General features: G+C 72.6%; 18 protein-coding genes and 4 tRNA genes. 8 read left to right on the top strand and 14 right to left on the bottom strand.

From position 1 onward, the window contains the following. Positions 1–47: 47 nt before the first annotated feature. From AB0J66_RS02415 to AB0J66_RS02405, 3 genes are read right to left on the bottom strand one after another with little or no spacing between them, the layout of a single operon-like run. Positions 48–2,207: an ABC transporter permease gene (locus AB0J66_RS02415; RefSeq protein WP_364654982.1), complete on the bottom strand. Its 2,160-nt coding sequence runs from the start codon at positions 2,205–2,207 to the stop codon at positions 48–50. After that, a complete protein-coding gene (locus tag AB0J66_RS02410; RefSeq protein WP_364654980.1) occupies positions 2,204–2,884 on the bottom strand; it encodes an ABC transporter ATP-binding protein in 681 nt (226 codons plus the stop codon). The genes AB0J66_RS02415 and AB0J66_RS02410 overlap by 4 nt, the downstream gene beginning before the upstream one ends. Next, positions 2,881–3,405 (bottom strand): PadR family transcriptional regulator, encoded by a 525-nt coding sequence (locus AB0J66_RS02405; protein WP_364654979.1) that lies wholly within the window; start codon positions 3,403–3,405, stop codon positions 2,881–2,883. Before AB0J66_RS02405 ends, AB0J66_RS02410 begins: the two co-directional genes overlap by 4 nt. Before the next feature lie 87 nt (positions 3,406–3,492). Between AB0J66_RS02405 and AB0J66_RS02400 the strand changes: the two genes are divergently transcribed. Then, positions 3,493–5,070: an MFS transporter gene (locus AB0J66_RS02400; protein WP_364654977.1), complete on the top strand. Its 1,578-nt coding sequence runs from the start codon at positions 3,493–3,495 to the stop codon at positions 5,068–5,070. On the opposite strand, the gene AB0J66_RS02395 is transcribed toward AB0J66_RS02400, so the two are convergent. Then, positions 5,054–5,569 (bottom strand): hypothetical protein, encoded by a 516-nt coding sequence (locus AB0J66_RS02395; RefSeq protein ID WP_364654976.1) that lies wholly within the window; start codon positions 5,567–5,569, stop codon positions 5,054–5,056. The two genes, AB0J66_RS02400 and AB0J66_RS02395, sit on opposite strands and share 17 nt — an antisense overlap. A 22-nt stretch (positions 5,570–5,591) precedes the next feature. Further along, positions 5,592–5,939 (bottom strand): GntR family transcriptional regulator, encoded by a 348-nt coding sequence (locus AB0J66_RS02390; RefSeq protein WP_364654974.1) that lies wholly within the window; start codon positions 5,937–5,939, stop codon positions 5,592–5,594. A 126-nt stretch (positions 5,940–6,065) separates the two neighbouring features. On the opposite strand from AB0J66_RS02390, the gene AB0J66_RS02385 reads away from it, so the two are divergent. From AB0J66_RS02385 to AB0J66_RS02375, 3 genes are all read left to right on the top strand, one after another. After that, positions 6,066–7,598: a PAS domain-containing protein gene (locus AB0J66_RS02385; protein WP_364654972.1), complete on the top strand. Its 1,533-nt coding sequence runs from the start codon at positions 6,066–6,068 to the stop codon at positions 7,596–7,598. A gap of 140 nt (positions 7,599–7,738) precedes the next feature. Beyond that, positions 7,739–8,716 (top strand): helix-turn-helix domain-containing protein, encoded by a 978-nt coding sequence (locus AB0J66_RS02380; RefSeq protein WP_364654970.1) that lies wholly within the window; start codon positions 7,739–7,741, stop codon positions 8,714–8,716. Positions 8,717–8,788: 72 nt separating this feature from the next. Beyond that, positions 8,789–9,394, top strand: a complete 606-nt coding sequence (locus tag AB0J66_RS02375; RefSeq protein ID WP_364654969.1) for a DUF2690 domain-containing protein — start codon at positions 8,789–8,791, stop codon at positions 9,392–9,394. A 1-nt stretch (position 9,395) separates the two neighbouring features. Here the strand turns inward: AB0J66_RS02375 and AB0J66_RS02370 are convergent. The 5 genes from AB0J66_RS02370 to AB0J66_RS02350 all read right to left on the bottom strand — a co-directional run bounded on the left by AB0J66_RS02370 (position 9,396) and on the right by AB0J66_RS02350 (position 10,202). Beyond that, a tRNA-Ser gene (locus AB0J66_RS02370) sits at positions 9,396–9,483 on the bottom strand. A 3-nt stretch (positions 9,484–9,486) separates the two neighbouring features. Continuing rightward, positions 9,487–9,561, bottom strand: a tRNA-Pro gene (locus tag AB0J66_RS02365). 11 nt (positions 9,562–9,572) lie between these two features. Continuing rightward, a tRNA-Leu gene (locus tag AB0J66_RS02360) sits at positions 9,573–9,645 on the bottom strand. Between the two features lie 5 nt (positions 9,646–9,650). Further along, positions 9,651–9,721 (bottom strand) — tRNA-Gln (locus AB0J66_RS02355). A 268-nt stretch (positions 9,722–9,989) separates the two neighbouring features. Further along, positions 9,990–10,202, bottom strand: coding sequence for a hypothetical protein (locus AB0J66_RS02350; protein WP_364654967.1), 213 nt, complete (start codon positions 10,200–10,202; stop codon positions 9,990–9,992). A gap of 60 nt (positions 10,203–10,262) precedes the next feature. On the opposite strand from AB0J66_RS02350, the gene AB0J66_RS02345 reads away from it, so the two are divergent. Then, positions 10,263–10,847, top strand: a complete 585-nt coding sequence (locus AB0J66_RS02345; protein ID WP_364654966.1) for a TetR family transcriptional regulator C-terminal domain-containing protein — start codon at positions 10,263–10,265, stop codon at positions 10,845–10,847. Next, positions 10,844–11,380, top strand: coding sequence for a dephospho-CoA kinase (locus AB0J66_RS02340; RefSeq protein ID WP_364654965.1), 537 nt, complete (start codon positions 10,844–10,846; stop codon positions 11,378–11,380). Before AB0J66_RS02345 ends, AB0J66_RS02340 begins: the two co-directional genes overlap by 4 nt. On the opposite strand, the gene AB0J66_RS02335 is transcribed toward AB0J66_RS02340, so the two are convergent. Beyond that, a complete protein-coding gene (locus tag AB0J66_RS02335) occupies positions 11,377–12,321 on the bottom strand; it encodes a DMT family transporter (protein WP_364654963.1) in 945 nt (314 codons plus the stop codon). The genes AB0J66_RS02340 and AB0J66_RS02335 overlap by 4 nt on opposite strands. Before the next feature lie 68 nt (positions 12,322–12,389). On the opposite strand from AB0J66_RS02335, the gene AB0J66_RS02330 reads away from it, so the two are divergent. After that, on the top strand, positions 12,390–12,938 hold the full coding sequence (locus AB0J66_RS02330; protein WP_364654961.1) for a CGNR zinc finger domain-containing protein: 549 nt from the start codon (positions 12,390–12,392) through the stop codon (positions 12,936–12,938). A gap of 380 nt (positions 12,939–13,318) precedes the next feature. Here AB0J66_RS02330 and AB0J66_RS02325 read toward each other — a convergent pair whose 3' ends face one another. Together AB0J66_RS02325 and AB0J66_RS02320 are read right to left on the bottom strand one after the other, a co-directional pair. Beyond that, positions 13,319–14,590, bottom strand: a complete 1,272-nt coding sequence (locus tag AB0J66_RS02325) for a hypothetical protein (protein WP_364654960.1) — start codon at positions 14,588–14,590, stop codon at positions 13,319–13,321. 149 nt (positions 14,591–14,739) lie between these two features. Then, positions 14,740–15,552 (bottom strand): SDR family NAD(P)-dependent oxidoreductase, encoded by an 813-nt coding sequence (locus AB0J66_RS02320; protein ID WP_364654958.1) that lies wholly within the window; start codon positions 15,550–15,552, stop codon positions 14,740–14,742. A 216-nt stretch (positions 15,553–15,768) separates the two neighbouring features. Here AB0J66_RS02320 and AB0J66_RS02315 point away from each other — a divergent pair, with 216 nt between their 5' ends. Next, on the top strand, positions 15,769–16,332 hold the full coding sequence (locus AB0J66_RS02315; protein WP_364654956.1) for a TetR/AcrR family transcriptional regulator: 564 nt from the start codon (positions 15,769–15,771) through the stop codon (positions 16,330–16,332). 64 nt (positions 16,333–16,396) lie between these two features. Here the strand turns inward: AB0J66_RS02315 and AB0J66_RS02310 are convergent, their stop codons facing one another. Then, positions 16,397–17,059 (bottom strand): VanZ family protein, encoded by a 663-nt coding sequence (locus AB0J66_RS02310; RefSeq protein WP_364654954.1) that lies wholly within the window; start codon positions 17,057–17,059, stop codon positions 16,397–16,399. Between the last annotated feature and the right edge of the window lie 21 nt (positions 17,060–17,080).

Here is a 17,080-nt window from a genome sequence, read left to right as displayed (position 1 = left end):
GATGAGCCTCCGGGCCTTACCCCGAGATAACCCCTAAGCGACCCGGATCATTCGCTGCGGGCCGTCTCGGGGCCGGTGATGCGTTCCAGCAGTGGCAGCGTCGAGGCGATGATGGCCAGGCAGGCCACCAGACCGGCCGCGACGATCAGCCAGAACGCCGGCGAGAGGGGCTCCAGGGTGTAGCCCATCTGCGCCTTGAGGAACAGCTGCGCGGCCAGCAGGCCCATCCCGACCGCGAACGCCGCGGCGACGAGCATCGGGACGGCGCTCTCGAGGGCGACCACGCGCCGCAGGACGCGGACCGGGGCGCCGCTGAGCCGCAGCAGGCTGAACGGGCGTTTGCGTTCGGTCAGGCCGCCGATGACGCTGACCGCGAGGCTGCAGCCGGCGATGGCCAGGCCGGCCACGATGACGACGTTGGCGAGCTGCTGCCAGCCGCGCAGGGTGTCGGCGAAGTCCGACTCGAAGTCGCCGGGCACGCTGGGCGCGATCCGGAAGCCGGGGAACGCCGTCTCGAGGACGGTGCGCGACCGCTCGATCGCCGCGGCCGACCCGTCGGTCTGCACGACGACCGACTCCAGGGGAAGCCGGCCGAGCTCACCGACCGGGACCGCGGACGCCGGCCAGACCCGGGCGGGGTCGGCCGACTTCGCCTGCCACGGGATGAAGTCGGTCGCGACCTGGGCCACCGTGGCCCCGGGGGCGCAGCGCCCGTAGGCGGCCGGCAGCTCGGCGCACGCGACCAGGCCGGGGTCGGCGTGCTCGTCCGGGTTCTCGCGGAGCTCGGTGACCGACCGGACGCCGGGAACCGCCCGGACCCGCTCCAGAGCCCCGGTCGGCAGGGTCTTGCCCTCGAACGCCCACAGGGCCACGGTCGCGCTCCCAGTCGTGCCGGCCGGGGCGCTGCCGCGGTTGGCCACGATGGTGGTGATCACGCCGGTGGCCACGCTGGTGATGAAGAGCGCGAGCATGATGCCGCTGATGGCCCGGAAGGCGGCCTTCGGATTGTCGGCCAGGCGCCGGGCCGCGATCAGGGTGGCCGGCCCGGTCGAGCGCCGGGCCAGGATGCGGGCGCTCGCCATGGTCAGCAGGGGCCCGGCGACGAGCAGGCCGGCCATCACCAGGAGCAGGCCGGGGACGAAGACCGCCATCTGGCCGTCGGAGGTCCGCGGCATCGGGCCGACGAGGAAGAACGCCAGCTCGGCCAGGCCGAGCCCGAGCGGGATCAGCCGGTACCAGCGGGGCGGGCGCGGGGTGGTCCGCCGGGAGATGCCGAGCGGCGAGACGCGTACGCGGTGCAGTGACAGCGCCGCGGCCGCCGCCGCCCCGGCCGGCACGCCGACGGCGACCAGCAGCACGTCGAGCGCGCCGAGCGAGATGCTGTCGGCGAAGAACCGGTCACCGGTGAACGGGATGCCGGCCAGCGACCCGCGGAACGCGGCGAACAGCAGGAAGCCCACGGCCGTACCGGCGAGGGCCGCGGCCGCCGCCTCGATGGCGGCGACCACCGAGATCTGCCTCGGGGTGGCCCCGACGAGCCGCATGGCGGCGAAGCGCTGTTCCCGGCGGGCGGCGTTGAGCCGGGTCGCCGTGCCGATGAAGATGAGCACGGGGAAGAGCAGCCCGGCCACGATGACGCTCATGATGAGGTCGACCGCCGTCTCGGGGAGCGCCGGCGGGTTGTCGCCGACGCTGGTGAGCGCCCTGGCCTGGGGCAGGTCGGCGACGTCGGCGGGGTTGCCGCCGGTGATCAGCACGCGGGAGTCCGGCGACGGCAGGGCCACGTCGCCGATCAGGCCCGCGTTGCGCCCGGGGTAGCGGTCCGCGAGCTGGTCGGCCGGAGTGTCCTCGAGAAGGCGCTGCAGGGCGGGCGAGACGTAGTACTCCCCCGCGCCGGGCGTCCGGGGCAGGCCGGGCGGGACCGGTGAGGCCGGCCCGGTGGCGGCGACGTCGATCCGGACGATCGGCTCGCCGTGGAAGTAGTCCTCGCGCGTGCTCCACCACAGCGGCTGAGCGGCGCCGCCCGCCGCGGCGGACTGCGGGTACAGGGCGGCGAAGCGGGTGAGCTGATCGTTGACCGCGTTGACCCCGGCCAAGGTGGCCAGCAGCAGACCGGCGCCGACGGCCACGGCGGCCGCGATGACGACCAGCCGGGTCACGGCCTCCCGCCCGCCGGCCACGGCCAGGCGCAGGCTGAAGCGGATCACGCGACGGCCCCTTCCCAGGCGGTCACGCGGCCGTCGCGGACCATGACCTCGCGGTCGGCGTAGGCCGCGATCCGCGGCTCGTGGGTGACCAGGACGACCGTGGTGCCCTGCCGCCGGGCCGTGTCGACCAGCAGATCCATCACCTGCTCGCCGGTGACCGAGTCGAGCGCGCCGGTCGGCTCGTCGGCGAAGAGCACGCGCGGCTCGCTGACCATCGCCCGGGCCAGGGCCACGCGCTGGGCCTGCCCGCCGGACAGCTCCCCCGACCGGCGGCCGCCCAGACCGTCCAGACCGAGACCTTCAAAGCGGCCGTACGCCGTACGCAGCGCCGCCGCCCGCCGGACCCCGCCGAGCATCAACGGCAGGGCGACGTTCTCGGCCGCGGTCAGCTCGGGCACCAGTTGCCCGAACTGGAACACGAACCCGAAGCTGTCCCGCCGCAACTGGCTACGCCGGGCCTCGCTCAGCGAATCGATCCGGGCGCCGTCGAAGACGATCTCGCCGCCGGCCGGGACGAGAATGCCGGCCAGGCAGTGCAGCAACGTCGACTTGCCGGAACCGCTCGGGCCCATCACGGCCACGATCTCGCCCGCGGCGACCTCGATGTTCGCCCCGCGCAGGGCCGGCGTCGAGCCGAAGGAGAACGTCACGTCCTTGGCGTGCAGCAGGGTGGTCATCTCCGTACCGCCTTTCGCAGGGCGTCCAGCCGGGCCCCGGTCGTCTCGATCCATCGCAGGTCGGCCTCCAGGTGGTACAGGCCGTGGTCGGCCAGCAGGCCGTCGACCAGCTCGCCGGACCGCTTGATCTCGGTGAGCTCGCGCATGCGGGCGAGGTGGGCCCGGCGCTGGGTGTCGAGGTACTCCTCGGCCGGGCGGTCCAGCATCAGCGCCAGCACCACCTTGGCGAACAGCACGGTCTGCAGGTGGGGCTCGGGCTCCACCGGCTCGACCAGCCAGTGCTCCAGCTCGGTGGCGCCCTGCTCGGTGATCAGGTAGCGCTTGCGGTCGGGCCCGTCACCCGGGTCGACGCCGGCCACGACGACCTTGCCGTCCCGGGTCAGGCGGCCCAGCGTCGAGTAGACCTGGCCGAACGGCAGCGGCTTGCCCCGCCCGAAGAAGGTGTCGTAGTCGCGCTTGAGGTCGTAGCCGTGGCTGGGCTCGCGCTCGAGCAGCCCGAGAAGGGTCAGCGGAACACTCATGCCGGTTAATGTACCCCCGGGGTATACCTCGCGTATATACACGCGGAGAATTTCCCCTCAGTGGATCTCCTCCACTACCTTGCGCGGGTGACTTTCGGATGGTGGCGGCGGCCCTGGGTGGTGGCGGGCGCGCTTGCCGCGGCGCTGAGCGTGATCTGGGCCGTATGGATGGCCCGCGACGCCGGGGACCTCGCCGCCCAGTACGCGTGGACCAACTTCGTCCGCAACCATCCGGGACTGGCCTACAACCTCTCCTGGTACGGCGGGATCCACCCGGCCTCGTACAGCGTGCTGTCGCCCTATCTGATGGCCTGGCTGGGCGTACGGACCACCGGCGTGCTCGCCTGCGCGACCGGCGCCGCCCTCGGTGGCCTGCTGCTCACCCGCTCCGGCCTGACCCGCCCGCTGCTGCCGGCCGCCTGGTTGTCGGTCGCGGTCTGGTGCAACCTCGCCGCCGGCCGCGTCACGTACCTCCTGGGCCTGTTGTTCGCCCTGGCCGCCACCGTCGCCGTCCTCGACGGCGCCGGACGGTGGCGGCCCCGGCCCGTGCTCGCGCTGATCCTGGGCACGGTGGCCACCCTCTGCAGCCCGGTCGCCGGCCTGTTCATCGAGGTGCTGGCGGCGGCGCTGTTCCTGACCGGCCGGCGCCGGCACGCGTACCTGATCGCGCCCGGCCCGCCGGTGGTCATCGCCGTCACCGCGCTGCTGTTCCCGTTCTCCGGCGTGCAGCCGTTCCCGTGGTACGCCGCCCTCGTCACGGCCGCCTCGGCCGCCGCCGTCGCCCTGCTGACCCCGCCGGCCTGGCGCATCGTGCGCGCCGGGGCCTGGGTGTACGCCGCCGGCACCGTGCTGTGCTGGGCGCTTCCCACCCCGATCGGCAGCAACGTGGAACGGCTGGCACTACTCGGCGGCGGGGCCATCCTGATCTGCGCCGCCGTCGAGTCCGGCCGCGGCCGGCGGATGGCCGTGACCTACGCGGCCGCCGCCGGCCTGGTCGCCTGGACCCTCTCCCAGCCGGCGCTCGACCTGGCCCGCCCGGCCCCCGTGGCCACCGCGGCCCCGCTGATCTCCGAGCTGCACCGTCTCGGCGCCGACCAGGGCCGGGTCGAGGTGGTGCCGATGCGCACCCACTGGGAGGCGGTCGGCATCGCGCCCTACGTGAACCTGGCCCGCGGCTGGAACCGGCAGGCCGACGTCGAGCGCAACCCGCTCTTCTACGACGACACCCTGACCGCCGACTCGTACCGGACGTGGCTACGGAACTGGAGCGTCGGCTTCGTCGTGCTGCCCCGCGCCGAACTGGACAACGGCGGCGTGGCCGAGGCGCGGGTCATCGGCGCCGGGCAACCATGGCTGACCCCGGTGTGGCAGGACGACAGCTGGCAGATCTACCGCGTCGAGGGCGCCGACCCGCTGGTCTCCGCCCCGGCCACCGTCACCTACGCCGGCCCGGCCGCCCTCACGGTCAACCTGCCCCGCCCCGGCCCCGTCGTCCTGCGCGTCGCCTGGTCGCCGTGGCTGGCCATCGCCGGCGCCGACACCACCGCCTGCCTCACCCAATACGGCGACTGGACCCAGCTGTCCGCCCCACAACCCGGCAGCTACACCATCGAGGCCCGCTACAGTCTCGACCGCGGCACGCCCTGCCCTACCGCGGACTCGTGACGCCGGCCGCCCGCAGCATCCCGACCGCGGCCCCCGGATCCGGCACGGTGACGAAGACGTTGCGGCCGCTGCGCAGGACCAGCCGGAGCGAAGGCCCGTTCCGGACCGTGAAGTAGGTGTGCCGCGGGGTCCACCAGAAGCCGAAGGACAGCCGCGACAGCGACGGCGCCAGGTCGGCCACCTCGGCGTACGCGATCTCCGCCAGGCGGTACGTACGACGGGGCCAGCCGACCGCCCCGCAGTAGGCCGAGACCCCGTTGGGCCCGGCCGTCGCCCGGACGCTCATCCCGGTCGCCAGGTTGACGAGGGCGACGATCGTCGCGACCAGCAAGGGGATCGCCGGCCCGCCGGGCTCGAGCCAGCCGCCGCGCGACAGGCCGCCGAGGAGCAGCAGGGGCAGCATCGGGGCGACCCCGACCGCCACCACCAGCGGCCAGTTGGTCACCCGGCCGGTGTAGACCGAGTAGCGGCCCGGGCCGGGCAGTGCGGATGCCGTCATCGGGCACCATCCTCTCGACGTGTCACGTCAGCTTCTCGACCAGGCGCAGCAGATCCTGACGCCCCATCCCGTGCCGGCGCGCCACCGAGACGAGTGCCTGGGCCGCCTCCAGCACCGGCGCCGGCTCGGCGACGGCGGAGGCCACCCGGGCCCCCCGGCCCCGGCGGAACTCCAGCACGCCCTCGTCCCGCAACTGGCGGTACGCGGCCAGCACCGTGTTGCGGTCGACCGACAGCGCAGCCGCCAGCTCGACCGCCGGCGGCAGCTGCTCACCCACGGCCAGCTCGCCCGAGGCCACGCCCTGCCGGACGCACGCCATGATCTGCACCGGCAGCGCCTCCCGCGCCGAATGATCAACCGTCCATCTCATAGTGCTAGCATTATCAGCACCATTTTCAGGTTGAGTCAACCAGTCCTTCTCAAGTCGCGCCGTGCGCGACCGATCTGCCTCGGCGCCGGAATGGGCAACACTGCTGCGAGCGGGAGGACACGGACCTTGTCGGATCAGACGGTCACCACGGGTAACACGGACGAGCTCCTGGCCGAGCTCAAGAGCCAGGTCGAGGCGTACGAGCGCGGGTCGGCCACGGCCCAGTACAGCCCGGACGGCGTGGTCCTGCGGGCCAACGACGCCTTCGCCGCGCTGGTGGGTCTCGACCCGGCCGGGATCGTGGGCGCCGAGCACCGTTCGTTCGTCTCGGCCGAGGTGGCCGGCTCGGCCGAGTACACCGACCTGTGGGAGCAGCTGCGTTCCGGCGGCAACCGCACGGGTGAGTTCCGGCTGCTCTGGCAGGGCAGTCACGACCGGTGGATCCGCTCCAGCTGGGTGCCGGTCAAGAACCGGGCCGGCCAGGTGGTCAAGGTGATCGAGCACGCCCTCGACGTGACCGCGGGCAAGCGGGCCGCGGCCGACGCGCAGGGCAAGATCGAGGCGATCAACCGGTCGCAGGCGGTCATCGAGTTCGACCTGGACGGGCACGTCCTCAGCGCGAACGAGAACTTCCTGGCCGTGGTCGGGTACCGCGCGGCCGAGGTGATCGGCCGGCACCACCGGATGTTCGTGTCGGACGAGACCGCGGCCTCGGCCGAGTACGCGGACTTCTGGCGCCGCCTGCGGCAGGGCGAGTTCGCCTCCGGCGAGTTCCACCGGTACGGCAAATACGGGCGCGACGTCTGGCTGCAGGCCACCTACAACCCGATCTTCGGTGTCGACGGCAAGCCGTGGAAGGTGGTCAAGTTCGCCAGCGACGTGACCGAGGCCAAGACCCGCAACGCCGATTTCGAGGGCAAGGTCACCGCGATCCGGCGCTCGCAGGCGGTCATCGAGTTCGACCTGACGGGCACCGTGCTCGAGGCCAACGACATGTTCCTCGGCCTGATGGGCTACCGCCTGGACGAGATCGCCGGCCGGCACCACCGCATGTTCGTGGCCGCCGAGGAGGCGGACCGGCCGGAGTACCAGGCCTTCTGGGAGAAGCTGGCCCGGGGCGAGTTCCACTCGGCCGAGTACCGGCGGATCGCCAAGGACGGCCACGAGGTGTGGATCCGGGCCACGTACAACCCGATCCTCGACGCCGACGGGAAGCCGGTGAAGGTGGTCAAGTTCGCCAACGACGTCACGGCCGAGAAGCTGCGCAACGTCGAGTTCGCCGGGCGGCTGGCCGCGATCGACCGCTCCCAGGCCGTCATCGAGTTCGACCTGGACGGCCGGATCCTCACAGCCAACGAGAACTTCCTGAAGACGGTCGGCTACACGCTGGAGGAGATCGTCGGCCGGCACCACCGGATGTTCTGCACCCTCGAGTACGCCGCCTCGGACGAGTACCAGGAGTTCTGGTCGGGGCTGCGCGGCGGCGAGTTCCGCTCCGGCCGCTTCCACCGGCACGGCAAGGACGGCCGGGACGTCTGGATCCAGTCCAGCTACAACCCGATCCTGGACCTGTCCGGCCGCCCGGTGAAGGTGATCAAGTACGCCTACGACGTCACCGAGCAGGTCCGGCTCGAACAGCAGCTGAGCGTCCCGGCCTAGTCAGCGCGGCCGCGGCAGCCGGAGCGCGCGCTTGCGCCGCTCCGGCGTCCAGGCAGCGTCCGATCTCCGACAATGCCGTTCGGCTCAGCCTTAGACAATCGCGCTCATCGATAGGATGACCCCGACGACGGGGGGCCGACGTGCTGCGCATCCACTTCACCACCGACGACGTCACGCGGATCCGGGTGGCCACCGGGGCCGACCCGCTGTGGGAGACCGTCATCAGCATCTTCCGGCTCCGGCGGCCCGGACCCGAGCTGGCCTTCGGCCGGTGGCGCCGGCACGCTCTCCGGGCCGGCCACCGATCCGATCTGGGCATGATCGCCCCGCTGGTGCAGCAGCGGTATTTCCCGGATTTCCTCACCCCGGCCGAGGGCGCCACCAGCCTGTCCTGCGGCCTGGACGCCCTGATGGCGACGCCGGCCACCCGGCTGCGGACGGACATGGCCCGGCTGGCCCGGACCGGCGTGCCGCTGACCCCGTGGATGCGGGAGCTCGCCGACGGCCGGCCCGGCGCGTTGCGGGAGCTGGCGGCGGCGCTGCGCTCGCATCACGACGCGGTCGTGGCGCCGTTCGCCGGCGACGCCCGGGCCCAGGTCGACGCCGACCGCGGCCGGCGGGCCCGCTTGCTGCTCGACCACGGCACGGAAGCCCTGCTCGACAGCTTCCGGCCGATGATGCGCTGGGAGCCGCCGGTCCTGCACGTCGACGTCCCCCAGCACCGGACGGTGCACCTCAACGGCCGCGGCCTGCTGCTGGTCCCGTCGTACCTGTCGTTCGGCACCCCCGACACCCTGTTCGACCCCGGCCTGCCGCCCGTGCTGGTGTACCCGATCGAGCACAGCCTGAGCCGGGCGCTGGCCACCGGCACGGCCCTGTCGGCCCTGATCGGCCCGACCCGGGCCGCGGTGCTGGAGTCGCTGGAGGACGGGCGCACCACCTCGGAGCTGGCGCAGCGCGTCGGGGTGAGCCGCGCATCGATCAGCCAGCACACCGCCGTGCTGCGCGACGCCCGCCTCGTGCAGACGGTGCGGGCCGGCAAGGCGGTCCTGCACACGCGTACGCCGCTGGGCTCGGCCTTGTTGTCCGCCCAGCCGGAAGGTTTCGGGCTCCGCTGAAACGTGTGGTGACGCCGATCCGGCGGTTCCGAGAATGACGACGGCCCCATCCCGTCCATCTTGGAGACGCTCATGCGACGTTCGATGACCCTGATCGCGCTGCTCGCCCTCGTGGCCACGGTGGCCCCACCAGCCGCGGCCGCCTCGGCCCCGGACGGCAAGACCTTCGTGGCCGCCACCACGATCCGCTCCGACGACGGCAAGGTGCTGCCGGCCCGCACCTACCGGCTGGCCGACGGCGCCACCGAGACCGTGGTCGACCCGGCGGCGTTCCAGGCCGTGCTGGCCGCCGCCGCGGCGTCGTCCGACCCCTGCGGCTACGTGTGCGACGGCAAGGACCCGGCCAGCTACCCGGTGCTCGGCCGGGACGGCCACTCCTACCTGTGCCAGAACGACGCCTTCTCCCCCCGCACCTACAACGGCGGCTACGCCACCGTGGAACTGCGCTACAGCCCACGCTGCCGCACCGCCTGGACCCGCGGCTGCTGCTACACCGTCTTCTCCGGCTTCAGCTACTACCTCAGCGGCAGCCAGCGCAACTGGGTGTACGCCGACGCCCGCAACTCGGGCAACCGTGTCTACACCGTGATGCTGAACGACGCCGACCTGCAGTACAAGGCCTGCTACGACAACCAGGCCGGCGGCTCCCCGGAATGGAAGTGCACCGGCAAGTACTGAGCGGAGACGGGGAGGGTCGAACTCCCACGGGTGTCACCCCCAACGGTTTTCGAGACCGCGGCCGGCGCCATCTGTCGGCTGGCATCTCCAAGTCGGGTACGGCGGATTCGAACCGCCGGCCTCTCGCTCCCAAAGCGAGCGCTCTGACCAAGCTGAGCTAGTACCCGTCCGTGTTTCGTGTCCTCGGCGGGATTCGAACCCGCACCGGCGACGCCCTCGACGTCGTGCCTCTGCCGTTGGGCTACGAGGACCCGCGCTCCGAGGGGAGGGATCGAACCTCCGTCGCCGGCTCCAGGGACCGGTGTCCTGCCTTTGGACGACCTCGGATCGTCTTTGAAAGTTGTCGACAAGGCGAAAGGCCGCCTCCCCGGCTTCAGGGAGGCGGCCTTCGCGATGGGCGAGGGGCTCAGGCGCTGGGCGGCGCCTCCCGAGTCCGGAGGTGGCTGGGCTGCGATCCGGAGTGGACGCGGGCAGCCGTGAGCGGCAGCAGACGCTGCGGCTCGGCGGCGGTAGACCAGCGGTTCATCGGGACGCTCCTCATGTGGCTCGGTGCTGATCACAACGGTAGGACGGCGCGCGAAAGCGAACAATCGATTTACGTGCGCCGCTTCTTGAGCTGGTCACTCCCCCACCCGGCCAGGAGGACACCGGCCACCACGAGAACGGCGAAGCCGGCCATGGCGGGGCCGAAACCGCCCGGCAGCCAGCTCAGGACTCCGGTGTTGTCATGGTCAGCGAGCAGCCGAATGCCGCCCTGAGCGCCCAGGACCAACAGGATCATGCCGATGACCAGCGCTACCACGTGCATGTCGACACTCCCCGCGTTGTGGTTCGGTCGGACCATAACACGTATTGGTACGATCGCACCATGCCGCGACAGGTCGATCACGAGGAGCGCCGGCGGCGCATCGCGGAGGCGGTCTGGCGGCTGGCCGAGCGCAGCGGGCTCGAGGAGGTGACGCTGCGCCAGGTGGCAACCGAGGCGGGGGTGCCGGCGCGGCAGTTGCAGTACTACTTCGGCTCCCGCGAGCAACTGCTGCTGGGCGCGCTGGAGATCCTCAACGCGGACGCCGAGAGCCGGGCGTCCAGGCGGATCGGCGGGACCGGCGACCCGCGGGAGCTGGTGCGGGCCGTCCTGCTCGAGCTGCTTCCCCTCGACGAGCACCGGCGCCGGCAGCAGGTCGTCCATGCGGCGTACTTCGTGCGCTTCCTGGCGGACGAGGCGCTGGCGGCGAGCGTACGGGAAGGTCCGCAAGCTCTTGAGGGCCTGCTGGCCGCCCTGCTGCGGCAGGTGGATCCCGGGCTCGACGCGGAGGCCGAGGCCGCGCTCCTGATCGCCGTCGCGAGCGGCCTGCAGCCGCCGGTGCTGCTCGGGCAGTACGCCCCGGGGCAGGCCATCGCCCTGATCGATCACCAGCTGGCCCGGCTCTTTGCGGCCCGCGAGCAGCCATGACGGCGGCCGAGGTGCTGGCGTGGGCCCGGGGCCTGGCGCCGTCGGCGGGTGACACGACAGTGGTGGCGGTCGAGGGGCGGTCCGGGGCGGGCAAGACCGAGCTGGCGCGGCCGCTCGCCGAGGGGCTCGGGGCGCCGCTGATCCGGATGGACGACCTCTATCCGGGGTGGGACGGGCTTCGGGGTGGGGTGGCCGCGCTGCACGACTGGGTGCTGGCGCCGCTGGGAGCGGGCCGGCCGGCGCGGTGGCGGCGCTGGGATTGGGCCGGGGACGGGTACGCCGAGTGGCACGAGGTGCCGCGGACCGGGTTTCTCGTGGTGGAGGGTGTCGGCTGCGGCGGGCGCGTGCTCACTCCGTACGTCAGTGGCCTGGTCTGGGTCGAAGCGCCGGACGAGCTGCGCCGCCGGCGGGCCCTCGCGCGCGACGGCGCCACCTACGAGCCGCACTGGGAGCGCTGGGCGCGCCAGGAGGACGACTTCTACGGCACCGACGACGTACGCGGGCGGGCCGACTTGATCATCGATGGCGGCTAGGAGGAAAGGACGGGCACCGGGATCTCCTCGGCGACGGCGGGCTTCTCGGACGGGATCGCGGTGATGCCGGCCAAAATCAGCACCCCGCCGATCAGCTGCAGGGCGGAGAGCGACTCCCCCAGCACCAGCCAGGCGAACAGGGACGCGAAGACCACCTCGAGCAGGCCCACGAACGACGCGAGGCGGGAGCCCAGGCGGGCCGAGCCGGCGATGCCCGTCGCGTAGGCGATGGCCGTGCCGACCACCGCGACCACCAGCAGCGGCAGCCACCACGGCGTCGTCGAATGGACGACGGTGACGTCGGTCGTGACGGTGACGAACGGGACCAGCCCGGCCAGCGAGGCCAGGGCCAGCGTGAGGCTGCCCACGATGAGCCCGGCCGAGGCCAGCGCGACCGGTGGCAGCCCGTCGCTGGGGCGGGCGGCCACCACGAAGTAGACCGCGCAGCCGATCGCCGCCGCGAAGGCCAGCATCAGCCCGGCCCCGTCCACGGCCTGCAGCGCGCCCGGGCCGATGACCAGGACGAGCCCGCCGATCGCGAGGGCCGACCCCAGGAAGACCATGGGGCGGGGCGTACGGCGGGTGGTCGCCCAGGTGAACAGGACCAGCAGCAGCGGCGCCAGGTATTCGATCAGCAGCGCCGTCGAGACCGGGATGCGGGAGATCGCCGCGAAATAGGCGAGCTGGGTGAAGGCCACCGCGATGACGCCCATGCCGAGGACCCGCCAGCGTCCGCGCCACAGCGCCGCCCAGCGCCCGCGCAGGGAGATCAGCAGCAACGGGAGCAGCACCAGGCCGCCGACGAGGGCGCGCACCGTGACCGCGGCGGCCGGTGACCAGCCCGCCTCGAGCAGCGGCTTGATGAAGGCGCCGGACGTCCCGAACGACATCGCCGAGGTCACGGCGATGACCAGTCCGACGGACTGCGACGAGAACTTCATGACGACTCCCGTGATGGGCTAAATTGGCTTCACCCCTGACGCTAGGGCCGCCTGAGTGAGGAGTCAAATTGCTTTTTGCCCCTGACACGGAGGAGGCGCTCGAGTTCATCGTCGATCTGACCGACACCGACCCGGGCGCGACCCGCGGCGGCGACGACGAGCTGGCCACCGTGGACCAGCTCGCCGCCCTGCTGGCACGCTGGCATTACTCGGGCCGCATCGACCACGACGAGACCGAGCTGCGTGAGGTGCGCGCCGTCCGCGACGAGCTACGCCGGGTCTGGTTCCTCGACCGCGACGACATGGTGCCCGCCGTCAACGAGATGCTGCGCAAGGCGAAGGCCGTGCCCTATCTCACCCGCCACGACGACTCGGACTGGCACATGCACGCCACCGACCCGGACGCCCCGCTGGCCGAGCGCATGCGGGTCGAGGCCGCGCTGGCCCTGATCGACGTGATCCGGATGAACGAGGTCGGCCGCCTGCGCCTGTGCGAGGCCGACGACTGCACCGGCCTGCTGCTGGACCTGTCCCGCAACGGCTCCAAGCGGTTCTGCAGCGTCCGGTGCGGCAACCGGATGAACATGGCCGCCTTCCGGGAGCGGAAGAAAGCCTAGGGTGCGCCCGAGCCGGTCGGCCCGCGGCCGACTTCCTGTTCCACTCCCACCTGGTGCCGCTCGGCAGTCCCCTGACGGTCCGCTGGGACCGGATCGACCTGCAGAATCTCCGCTTCCCGCTCACGCTGGTCCGGCCCGCGGCGGCCCGGCTTGCCGCCGGCCACTCTCCGCCGGGCCAAGGCCTACATGGACGCCCATGCCGCCGAGCCGCTCACCCCGGAGGAGGTCGCGCGGGCGGCCGGGGTCAGCGTCCACGGCCTGCAGGCCGCGTACGCGCGGCGACACCGTGGCCGCCATCGCCCGGCGCTGCGTACCTCCGCCGTCCCGGTCGCCACGTCCCGCTTGCTCGTCGCCGAGTCGCAGGCGCTGATGGAGCGCCGTCAGGAGGCCAGCTCCTCCAGGGTCGGCCGGCGCTTGATCGTACGGACCGTGCCACCGGCCACGCCGAGCACCGCGGCGCCGCCCACCGACGGTGAATGCGCGTAGTGGTAGCCACCCGTGCCGGCGATGGCGATCAGGTCGCCGGCCTCGATGTCGGCCGGCAGCTCGGCCGCCGTCTGCGTACGCCCGAACGTCTCGACCACGGTCGCCGCCCGCAGGGCCGCCCGTGACTCGCGGCCGACCAGCATGATGGAGTGCCGCCCCGAGCAGGGCGCCGGGCCGCACCCGGGCACGCCCTCGTCGAGGGAGACGGTCAGCCCGCCCACGTTCGACGAGACGGCGGCCACCCGGGTCAGCGTCACCCCGGCCCGCGACATGATCGACCGGCCCGGCGAGACGGTCAGCCGCGGTTCGTGGATCCCGAAGTATTCGGCCGACAGCCGCACCATCGCCCGGGCCCGAACCGCGAACGCGTCGACCGCGAATCCGTCGTCCCCGCAGCGGTAGGTGGCCGCGTGCCCACCTCCGAGGTTCACCGCCGGCACCGTGATGCCGTAGCGGGACCGGACCACCGTGGCGAAGCCGAGCACCTCGCGCACCGACGACTCGAACGGCTGGAAACGGCTCAGCTGGTGCCCGCAGTCGCAGTCGAGCCCGGCCAAATCGAGCATGGGCGCGGAGCGGATCGCCGCCACCGCGGCCAGGGCCGGGCCCGTCCCGCACTTCACCCCGTACCTGGTCCGGCGCCGGCCGGCCAGGGCCGGGACGGTCCGCAGCCACACGCGTTGCGGCAGCACGGCCCGGGCCGCGATCTGCTCGACCTCGGCCACCGAGCCGGCCACCACCGCCGCCCCACATGCGTTCGCCGCGTCGAGGTCGGCCAGCGACTTGCCGGCCCCACCCAGCACGATGTCGGCGGGCCGGAAACCGGCGGTCAGCGCGATCCGCAGCTCGGCCGCCGAGGACACCCGGCAGCCCAGCCCCGACGAGGCGATCCACGTCGCGGTTTCCAAGGTCAGACCCGCCCGGGCGCTGTACGTCACGGAGCGCTCCCCGAAAGCGGTCAGGTAGCCGACGCTCCGCTCGCGGACGTCGTGCTCGTCGAGGACGTGCAACGGCGTGCCGTACGAGCCGGCCAGCTTGCTGACGCGGACGCCGCCGATCTGCAGGTCGCCGCCGCCGGTCCAGCGGGTGGTCAGCGGCCAGACGGCGGGATCGAGCGGCGGGCGGAGGGCGATGCGGAGGGACGGGAGCAGATCGGCGAGCGTCATCAGAACCACCTGAACGAGATCACGGACGATGCCATGTCCCGACCTTGCGCCCCCGGCGAGCGAAACGGCCGGCTGGATATCCACCGTTGACGCCGGCGGCCCGTTTGTTCACGCCGCGGATACGGCCGCCTGCGCCCGGCGCCCTCTTGTCAGCCTGGCGCGCGGCGGCTCAGGCTTTCCCAGGCCTGGTACTCCGCCGCGCGGGCCTGGTCCATCTGCCGGACCATGTCATACGAGGCCGAGCCGACGATCAAGCGCAGCGGCGGCTCCGGCAAGTCGACCAGCTCCATGACCACCGGAGCCGCGGTGCTCGGATCAGGCCCGGCGTCCTCACCCCACATCTCGGCCAGTTGAGCCCGCAACGCCTCGTACTCCGGTCGGGGCTCGGTTGTCGTGGTGCCGCTCGTGAACAACTCGGTGCCGTAGCCACCGGGCTGCACGATCGTCACCTTGACCCCGAACGGCGCCACCTCCATGGCCAGCGCCTGACTCAGCGCGTCGAGCGCCGACTTCCCGGCCGTGTAGAACCCGGTCGAGGCGACCCCACCCCCGGTCCCCATGGTCGTGACCTGAAGAAGGTGCCCCGACCCCTGCGCACGCAGGTGCGGAATGACAGCCTGGGCCACCCAGACCGCCCCGAAGAAGTTGACGTCGAACTGCGCCCGGATCTGCTCCTCGGTCGCCTCCTCGACCATTCCGAGCAGCATCGCCCCAGCGTTGTTGAGCACGACGTCAAGCCGCCCGAACGCGTTCACGGCCTTACCGACCGCGCTGAACACGGCCGCCCGGTCAGTGACATCGAGCGTCAGCCGCACGAGCCGTTCGGGATGAGCGCCGGCCAGGTCGTCCAGCGGCCCGACATCACGGGCGGCCGCCACCACCCGGTCCCCGGCCGCCAGCGCCGCCTCGGTGTAGGCCCGGCCCAGCCCCTTGGACGCCCCGGTGATGAACCAGACCCGCATGCCGCGCTCCCTTGCCTCGGTCGAGACGAGACGGTCCGTCTCATGACTTCCCGAGTATGCGCACCTGCCCAGCCATCGGCAAGACGGACCGTCTCGTCTCGCTAAGGTGATAGGCTCCCGCCCGTGCCAGAGAAGAACCCCGTCCCGCGTGGCGAGCGCCCTCGGAGGGCCGGCCCGGCCGCGCGGAGTGCGACTCCTCGAAAGCCGAACCCGGCCTTGCGCAGTGAGCGCTCGCGGACGGCCATCCTCGACGCGGCCCGGGAGCTGGTCTCCGAGCTCGGCTACGCCAAGGTCTCCATCGAGGCCATCGCGGGCCGGGCCGGTGTCGGCAAGCAGACGATCTACCGCTGGTGGCCCTCCAAGGGCGCCGTCATCTTTGACTCGTTCCTGGCGCTGAGCGAGCAGGGCGAGGGCATCACCCTGCCCGACACGGGCGATCTCGAGGCCGACCTCAAGACCGTCATGCGCGCCACCGTCGCCGAGTTCGCCGATCCGGCCTTCGAGGCTCCCCTCCGCGCCTTCAACCTCGAGGTCATCGCCGATCCGGCCCTGACCGCGCTCTACCGCGAGAAGGTGGCCGCCCCGGTCGACGAGGCCAAGAAGGAACGCCTGCGCAGCGCCCAGCGCGCCGGCCGGCTACCGGCCGGCACCGACCTCGACCTGATGCTCGAGGTGCTCTACGCCCCGCTCTACCAGCGCTGGCTGCACCGCTCCGGCCCCCTCACCCCCGAGTATGCCGACGCTCTGGTCGAGGCCACCCTGCGCGCCTTCGCCAGCTGACCGGCCCGCGGTGCGGCCTACCGGGGCGCGGCCAGCCGGGGCGCGGCCAGCCGGGGCGCGGCCGTCAAGATCGCGGGAGTGAGGGCGCGGGCGTCGTCGCGGGGGCCGGGGCCGTGCGCCACCAGCGACGGGAGGCCAGGGCGGCGAGGGCCGCGCCGGTGGCGTTGACCAGGACGTCGTCGATCGAGGAGACGCGGTCCAGCCGGCAGACGTACTGGGTGACCTCGATCAGGATCGAGCAGGCCGCGCCCAGGGCCAGGATGCGGGGCAGGGAGGCCAGGGCCGCGAAGCGGATCGGGGCGAAGAAGCCGACCGCCGCCAGGATCAGCAGGTTGCCGCCGATCCCGAGGGGGCCCATCGTGACCAGGTCGCGCAGCGGGACCAGGCTCACCCGGCCGGGGACGACGCCGGCGCCCGGCCCCGGCATCAGGGTCATCCACACGAACGGGATCGTCCCGTAGATCAGGCCCACCTCGGCCAGCGTCAGCCGCCACTCGGTGTGCCGCACGCGGGCCAGCACCCAGGAGAGCAGGACGGCCAGCGGCGCACCCACCACCGTCATCAGCACCAGGCCGTTCTCGGTGTCGTAGCAGCCGTGCCAATGCCCGGCGAAGCAGCGGGGCGCGGCCATCAGGAACATGCGCCGCAAAGGGAACAGCAGAGCCGCCAGGCCGAGCAGAACCACGGCGATGAGGAACAGCCGGCGGGCCGGCGTGGTGGGATTCACGCGCCCATTAGAGCCGGAGCG

It is taken from the genome of Actinoplanes sp. NPDC049598 (assembly GCF_040675435.1).
In the GTDB taxonomy this organism is placed as follows: domain Bacteria; phylum Actinomycetota; class Actinomycetes; order Mycobacteriales; family Micromonosporaceae; genus Actinoplanes.
The sequence above is the reverse complement of the archived record's forward strand: the minus strand, read 5'-3'. Positions and strand labels throughout refer to the sequence as shown.

Coding starts and splice junctions, on each gene's coding strand:
- AB0J66_RS02410 (WP_364654980.1), bottom strand. CDS start 2,884: ATGACCACCCTGCTGCACGCCAAGGACGTGACGTTCTCCTTCGGCTCG.
- AB0J66_RS02405 (WP_364654979.1), bottom strand. CDS start 3,405: ATGAGTGTTCCGCTGACCCTTCTCGGGCTGCTCGAGCGCGAGCCCAGC.
- AB0J66_RS02395 (WP_364654976.1), bottom strand. CDS start 5,569: ATGACGGCATCCGCACTGCCCGGCCCGGGCCGCTACTCGGTCTACACC.
- AB0J66_RS02390 (WP_364654974.1), bottom strand. CDS start 5,939: ATGAGATGGACGGTTGATCATTCGGCGCGGGAGGCGCTGCCGGTGCAG.
- AB0J66_RS02375 (WP_364654969.1), top strand. CDS start 8,789: ATGCGACGTTCGATGACCCTGATCGCGCTGCTCGCCCTCGTGGCCACG.
- AB0J66_RS02350 (WP_364654967.1), bottom strand. CDS start 10,202: ATGCACGTGGTAGCGCTGGTCATCGGCATGATCCTGTTGGTCCTGGGC.
- AB0J66_RS02345 (WP_364654966.1), top strand. CDS start 10,263: ATGCCGCGACAGGTCGATCACGAGGAGCGCCGGCGGCGCATCGCGGAG.
- AB0J66_RS02340 (WP_364654965.1), top strand. CDS start 10,844: ATGACGGCGGCCGAGGTGCTGGCGTGGGCCCGGGGCCTGGCGCCGTCG.
- AB0J66_RS02335 (WP_364654963.1), bottom strand. CDS start 12,321: ATGAAGTTCTCGTCGCAGTCCGTCGGACTGGTCATCGCCGTGACCTCG.
- AB0J66_RS02325 (WP_364654960.1), bottom strand. CDS start 14,590: ATGACGCTCGCCGATCTGCTCCCGTCCCTCCGCATCGCCCTCCGCCCG.
- AB0J66_RS02320 (WP_364654958.1), bottom strand. CDS start 15,552: ATGCGGGTCTGGTTCATCACCGGGGCGTCCAAGGGGCTGGGCCGGGCC.